Below are 4,692 nucleotides of genomic sequence, written 5' to 3' on the forward strand. Positions count from 1 at the left end.
ATATCCTTCGATAAAGACCAGAGACTTCTCTTTCCCTCCAGATTTGTTTTCAGACCAATAAATAGCTGTTCAATTAATTCCTGCATAGGATTAATATATGCAGCTGCCTCCCAATCAATTATAGTGGGACTGCCTTAATTCCATATTTACGACGCCTTCGAACAGGACCCCAAAGATAGACCGTCCTAGCGGAACTTCGTTCCCGGTGAAGGGATGTGGTGCGCTGACCTTTCCCTTAACGCATACTGCCCGCACCTCCTGTAAACACAGTGTTAGGCGGCGTTACTACTCTAACCAAATTTTCAAGTAACAATTCCAAAAAATATTATACGCCTCTTTATAGTCAATGGCATTAATACTAATAACATCATTTATAATACTTACTCCATTGTAATTTTCAAATGATTTTAGTTTGGTTTTGTCTTTTAACTCAAAAGACATAGTTACGTTACCATTCAATTTAAATGGCTTTATCATACTGAAGTCTTCCAAGCAGCTAAGAATTTCTTTGTATATAATCTCATGAGCTTTATCAGGAGGTAAAGCTTTGATCCATCCGTCTTTACCAAGCTCTTTTATAGAAATTGCTTTGATGCCTTTAATACACTCTCCAGCCTCTTTAGCAGCTTCACTATCGCCAACTATTGAAATTAATGGGATGTCATAATAACCAAGCAACGCTGCAATCGTTCCAATTTCGCCATGTATTTCTCCATTAATTTTTATGTTTTTAAATATATTACCATCCCACGAGTGAGCTAAATATCCGTTTGTATTCTCCATTGAGTGTATTCCCACCATTATCGCAGCAACTATGTTTTTGTCTTTATATATTTCATCCCAAATTTTCACCCCTTTCAAGTTTGTTTGTGCACTACATGATGGTAACACTCTTATGAAAGGGAGTAGTGATTCTGGCACTGTATTTTTTCCTGTATAATGTGCTTCAGATAAATAAATAGTTTTGAAACCTTGTTTAAAGCAAGCTTCTGCAACGGTATTAATATCATCAGTTAGTAAATGTCGACCGTATTCTCTCCAAAACGGTGTTCCAGAAAATACAAGCCTCTTGTCAATTAATCCAGATACGCCTTCCATATCTGACAAAATAAGAATTGCTGAATCTTCATTAAAATTACTCAATTTAATCTCCCCCTTTTTTAATGTCGCCTAACGTTTCCGTGTTTACGACGTCCCTGAACCGGACCTTAAAGGAATACCCCTTAGTGGAACTTCGTTCCCAGTAAAGGGATGTGGTGCGCTGACCTTTCCCTCAAAACGTTCCAACCAGCACCCTTGCGTTAAACACAGTGTTAGGTGACGTGCCTCATATTCCCTCACCAACAAACTCTAATCTTATAGGGCAAATACAGGATAAAAATATAAGATCTTTTAATTTTACCTTCATTATTACATGACTTTTTCTTTTTAATCATCTCTTACGATAATGTAAGCCATTTAAAATACGTGTCTTAGAGAAATAGTTCGAAGATGTATCTAATTTCTATATCCTACATTTATCAAAGCTCATCACAGATTATTCCTGTTTAAATGCCATCTATAGTTTTAATGATTCCAACCGTTTTGCTCGCTTAAACGCCTTTTGTAAAAAATTTTCAGTCGACAAATCCATATACTCCCAGTTCATGGCCTCTATTGAAATCGCACCTAAATAACCTGTTTCTGCAATTCTTTTCATAGTCATATTCCAATCGATAGTGCCGTCAAAGGGTAACCCATGTTGAGCATAACTTCCGTTATTATCATGCAAATGTAGTGCCATCAACCGTGAACCGAACATAGATAATAAATCATAGTCAGGATAGCGACTATAGTGATGTCCACAATCATAACAGAATCCGATACGGTGTGAATCTATTTGCTCCAGCACATAGCTCAAATTGGTAAGGTTCCGTAAATTCTCAAATGCAACATTGACTCCAAATTTTTCAGCTTTTTCAGTAATTTTCTTGATTCTATCCAATCCCAATGCATTATATGTGTTATCATCATTAGGCAAATGCACCACCATTGTTGGAATTTCAAATTCTGCGCAATCTGCAACGCATTGTAAATAGCAATCGCTTAAGGCTTCACCCTCCAGATTGTCAAGCCATAGGTTGTTTTGGTTTTGGACTGGTGCGTGGATGTTTTCTATAATAAGACCCGCTTCTCGTGCAATTTGTGGCCCGTTCCGGTATTCGTCCCGACCAATGTAGTCACGACCAAAGCCATTACTCCACCATAATAAAACGCCATCAAATCCTGCTTCTTTTATTAACCGGTAACGTTCCTTAATAGGCAATTCATAGCCAAACCAATCATAAATAGTAATCATAAGCTGCATCCTCTCTTTTCACTGTCATAGCTTTCTTAAACACAATATTCTAATATACATTGTCTAATTCTGGATCAGATGGAGCATGTCATCTAACGTTTTGGTATTCCTGACGTCGTTGAGCCGGACCCGAAAGTTCGACCGACTTGGCGGAACTTCGTTCCCGGTGAATGGATGTGGTGCGCTGACCTTTCCCTCAAAACGGACTCCTCGCACCTCCCGTAAACACTTTGTTATCTGATGCAGAGACTTATAGCTATATAAGTTGTTCTATTAAATCATTTCCCATGTTTTTCGTCTCTTAACGTAAGCATCATCATTATAGAAAATTGCAAATATCTCACTAAAATATGGAAAATCAAAATTATAATCTCTTATTATTTTGTATTGTAAACAAGTGAGCATTTCAACGAAAAATCTAATTATTTGAAAAACATACAATTGTCGATATGGTCCCACAGCTTCAAATATTCCCGTCCTGTAACTAGCATCTTCCGTACTTGTTATATCTTTTTCATCCTCCCCAGTATGTCTTACTAGTGAAAATGGTCCTATCAGGTCATTTATAATTTTTGCATTGTATTTAATTTTAGCTTTTTTCTTCTTGGAAACTAAACTATTGAAGAAATATAGATCTACTTTTTTATACCACATCTTTATCGGATCAATATAACTTCTGTTATTTGCTAGTATATCTATATTTGAATATCTATCACCTTTAGCAAATCTAGATAATAAATTTAAGATATCTTTATAAATCTCTAATTCTAAGTCCTGTAAATAGTCAAATTCGAAGTTGTAATTTTTCTTGATTTTTATTAACTCTTGGTATATTACTTCAATATCATGACGTATGTTATCCTTCAAATATTTATTATCAGGATAATCCCCACTATTCCTTATGCTGTAATCAAGAATTATACACAGTTTTCCGATACGCTCTAAACCAGTTGATAAACTAGTAAATGATTGAAAATAAATTCCTCGTCTTGCATAGTTTGCCTTTCTAATTTCTGTTACTCCTGCACAAAGCATTTCACATGTAAATTGTGCTTCCTTATTCAAAGCTTCAAATATGACTCTTTTGTCTTTGTCCATTATTATTTCCTCCTTGGTCCATTTGGGTAGAATTGAGTTCTGTTATATCAGTAAAATTCAGCACAAATTTGACCTAGTGTCAGATAACGTTTCCGTGTTTACGATGTCCCTGAGCCGGACCCTCCTGACCTCCCTCTTGGCGGAGCTTCGCTCCCGGTGAAGGGATGTGGTGCGCTGACCTTGCCCTAGAAACTTGCCTGCCCGCACCTCCCGTAAACACATGGTTATACGCCGTGCTAAGCACTTTCATAAATTAGACCAATCACCCATTGACACGTATTATAATACGTATTATAATTTAATTATGGGGGGATACTAGATGAAAACATATTCTTCAATGGAGCTGATTAAAATACTTGAAGCTGATGGATGGTATTTTTTCAAGGCAAATGGTAGTCATAATCACTTCAAACATCCAAGTAAGAAGGGTAAGGTTACCGTTCCACATCCTCGAAAAGACATACCAATTAAAACAGTAAAAAGTATATTTCTGCAAGCAGGAATTAACATCTAATTTCTGCCCCTCCATATCAAATTTGAAAGGAGAAATTGTCATGAAAAAAGATCGTTATATTTTTCCAGCAGTATTTGACTATGATGATGACGGAATCTCAATCTCCTTCCCTGATTTGCCAGGCTGTTTTTCCTGTGCAGATTCAGATGAAGAAGCAATCTATATGGCAAAGGAAGCTTTAGGACTCCACCTTTATGGTATGGAAGAAGATGGAGATGATATGCCAGTCCCAACTTCGATTAATAAGATTAGTCTCGAATCAAATCAAGCTGTTGTTCTTGTTGAAGTTCTTATGCCAACTGTAAGGCAAGCAGTTGAAAACTTTTCTGTAAAGAAAACTCTTTCAATCCCACAATGGCTAAATAAACTTGCAATAGAAAACAATATAAATTTTTCTCAAGCTCTTCAAACTGCATTAAAAGAACAATTAGGTATTCGCGAGAGGCATTAAATAAGCCTCTTTTCTTTTGGGCACATTTACTCCCATATTTTAATAGCATGGCGTATAACGTTTCCGTGTTTACGACGCCTTCGAGCTGGACCCGAAAGATAGACAGTCTTGGTGGTGCTTGCACCCAGCTAGAAGGTGTGGTGCCTGACCCTGCTCCACTATGGCTATGGATTAAGTTTCGGTGAACTTACCTCCGGCACCCTTGTGTAAATACATTGTTAGGCGATGGATAATACGTAAGTTACAATTCGCATTAAATAAAAACTATAACAAAATATTTTTTTGCACCTG

General features: G+C 36.8%; 5 protein-coding genes. 2 read left to right on the forward strand and 3 right to left on the reverse strand.

Annotation, left to right across the window (positions count from 1 at the left end):
• Window positions 1–285: 285 nt before the first annotated feature.
• From F8153_RS15505 to F8153_RS15515, 3 genes are all read right to left on the reverse strand, one after another.
• Window positions 286–1,143, reverse strand: coding sequence for a M55 family metallopeptidase (locus F8153_RS15505; protein ID WP_151867269.1), 858 nt, complete (start codon window positions 1,141–1,143; stop codon window positions 286–288).
• 415 nt (window positions 1,144–1,558) lie between these two features.
• Entirely contained in the window at window positions 1,559–2,347 is a 789-nt protein-coding gene (locus F8153_RS15510; RefSeq protein WP_330577810.1) for a sugar phosphate isomerase/epimerase family protein, read from the reverse strand.
• 264 nt (window positions 2,348–2,611) lie between these two features.
• Complete coding sequence (locus F8153_RS15515; RefSeq protein ID WP_151867271.1) at window positions 2,612–3,436, reverse strand: hypothetical protein; 825 nt, start codon at window positions 3,434–3,436, stop codon at window positions 2,612–2,614.
• 319 nt (window positions 3,437–3,755) lie between these two features.
• On the opposite strand from F8153_RS15515, the gene F8153_RS15520 reads away from it, so the two are divergent.
• Both F8153_RS15520 and F8153_RS15525 read left to right on the forward strand, forming a co-directional pair.
• The gene (locus F8153_RS15520; protein ID WP_151867272.1) at window positions 3,756–3,950 is read left to right on the forward strand and encodes a type II toxin-antitoxin system HicA family toxin; all 195 of its coding nucleotides are present in this window, start codon (window positions 3,756–3,758) and stop codon (window positions 3,948–3,950) included.
• Window positions 3,951–3,990: 40 nt separating this feature from the next.
• The gene (locus tag F8153_RS15525; protein WP_151867273.1) at window positions 3,991–4,401 is read left to right on the forward strand and encodes a type II toxin-antitoxin system HicB family antitoxin; all 411 of its coding nucleotides are present in this window, start codon (window positions 3,991–3,993) and stop codon (window positions 4,399–4,401) included.
• The last annotated feature ends 291 nt before the right edge of the window (window positions 4,402–4,692 follow it).

It is taken from the genome of Alkaliphilus serpentinus (assembly GCF_009017255.1).
Taxonomy (GTDB): Bacteria; Bacillota; Clostridia; order Peptostreptococcales; family Natronincolaceae; genus Alkaliphilus_D; species Alkaliphilus_D serpentinus.

Excerpts from the sequence above, each read along its gene's own strand:
- F8153_RS15510 (WP_330577810.1), bottom strand. The coding sequence starts at position 2,347 with ATGCAGCTTATGATTACTATTTATGATTGGTTTGGCTATGAATTGCCT.
- F8153_RS15515 (WP_151867271.1), bottom strand. The coding sequence starts at position 3,436 with ATGGACAAAGACAAAAGAGTCATATTTGAAGCTTTGAATAAGGAAGCA.
- F8153_RS15520 (WP_151867272.1), top strand. The coding sequence starts at position 3,756 with ATGAAAACATATTCTTCAATGGAGCTGATTAAAATACTTGAAGCTGAT.
- F8153_RS15525 (WP_151867273.1), top strand. The coding sequence starts at position 3,991 with ATGAAAAAAGATCGTTATATTTTTCCAGCAGTATTTGACTATGATGAT.